The sequence below is a fragment of the Rhodococcus sp. NPDC057014 genome, assembly GCF_042673295.1.
In the GTDB taxonomy this organism is placed as follows: Bacteria; Actinomycetota; Actinomycetes; order Mycobacteriales; family Mycobacteriaceae; genus Rhodococcus_F.
Map to the genome: position 1 here is coordinate 1 of NZ_JBHUSF010000626.1, position 1,541 is coordinate 1,541.

General features: G+C 65.7%; 2 protein-coding genes. One reads left to right on the forward strand and one right to left on the reverse strand.

Features of this window, described 5'->3' with window-relative positions; all coding sequences use genetic code 11:
* Positions 1-496, reverse strand: a 496-nt coding sequence (locus tag ACFTZB_RS45555; RefSeq protein WP_378442574.1) for an amino acid permease, incomplete at its 3' end; no start/stop codon positions are given.
* A gap of 221 nt (positions 497-717) precedes the next feature.
* On the opposite strand from ACFTZB_RS45555, the gene ACFTZB_RS45560 reads away from it, so the two are divergent.
* A complete protein-coding gene (locus tag ACFTZB_RS45560; protein ID WP_378442576.1) occupies positions 718-1,455 on the forward strand; it encodes a hypothetical protein in 738 nt (245 codons plus the stop codon).
* Positions 1,456-1,541: the final 86 nt, after the last annotated feature.

A 1,541-nucleotide genomic window follows, 5' to 3' on the forward strand; every position in this document is an offset into this window, starting at 1 on the left:
ACGCGATGATCGCGGCGACCTTGATCCCTGCGAACCAGTATTCGAACTCGCCGAAGTTGCGGACGGAGCGGAGGTTCGTGGCGACCATCGCCAGCAGCAGGACGACCGCCATCACCCAGGAGGGCAGGTCGATCCAGCGTTGCAGCAGTTTGCCGCCGATGACGGCTTCGGCGCCGACCGCGACGACCCAGAAGAACCAGTACAGCCAGCCGGTGGTGAAACCGGCCCACCCCCCGAAGGCCTTGCGGGCATATCCGGCGAACGATCCGGTCGACGGGTTGGTGGTGGCCATTTCGCCGAGCATGCGCATCACGAGGACGATGACGACACCGGTGATGGCGTAGGACACGAATGCTGCGGGGCCGGAGGTGTGCAGCAGGGCGCTCGAACCGACGAAGAGGCCGGCGCCGATGACACCTCCGATCGCGATCATGGTGAGGTGTCGTTGTTTCAGAGACTTCTGCAACGTCTCGGGCGGTTGTTCGAGAGTGGACATCACACGCTCCAAAGGTCGAGTCGGACACGAGATCGAAAGCGCGAGCTGAGGCGAGATGGCGAACTTCCGATCGTGTGTGATCAACGTAACGACCGCCCACGTAGCATGCTAGGGACAGGCGCCAGAACTTTTCGCCCCGTCGGTCAGACACTTGTATGGCCGACTCGGAATGATCGCCGTACGTATCGCCTACGAAACACGCTGTTCACGGAGATGGTGAAGTGAATCTCGATGAAGTGGTCACCGAGGTGGCCGAACGACTGTCGGCGTCGGTGGTCCTGGTCGACCGGGCCTTTTCGTTGATCGCCTACAGCACCCAGTCGCCTGACGTCGACAAGGATCGGGTGCAGTCGATCCTCACTCGCAGTTGCCCGCCGGACGCGCGCGCGTGGTACGAAAACTTCGGGATCGCCGATACCACGCGCCCGGTGATCACGCCAGAGAATCCGGATATTGAAGCGTCGCCGCGGATCTGTCTTCCGGCTCGCCACGCAGGCGCGGCGTACGGGTATCTGTTCGTGCTGCCGGATGAGAACAGCGCCGTGTCCGACGGCGATCTCACCGCCGTCATGTCCCTGGCAGGCCAGGCCGGCGCACAACTCGCACGAACCGCCCGCGGTCGTGACGATCTGGCGGTCGCCGTCACAGACCTCCTCGAAGGCGACCGAAAGGCGTTCGCCCGTGCGACTACTCGCATCGAAGACTCCGGGCTCTTTCCGGACGGCTGCGCGTTGACCGTGCTGGCCGTCGACGGTCTCCTGCCCGCCCCCGGCGCACGCGCTTTGCTGGCACCGATCGGGTCGCTGACCGCGGTGATGATCCCCGCCGGCGACGGCGCCGTCGATCCCGTTCGGTCCGTTGCCGAAAGCGGTGCGGGTGCCGGGGCTCTGGTCGGGGTGGGGGGTGCGTGCCAGGGGTTGCGGTCTGCCCGCCGCAACGGCAACCCGTCGAGGCGATGACAGATCCCCGCCACCGCCGCCGCGTTCTCCTCCGTCAGCGCGAACCCGGGAACCGCGGCCGCGGCGCGTTCGGCGAACAGGGTCAC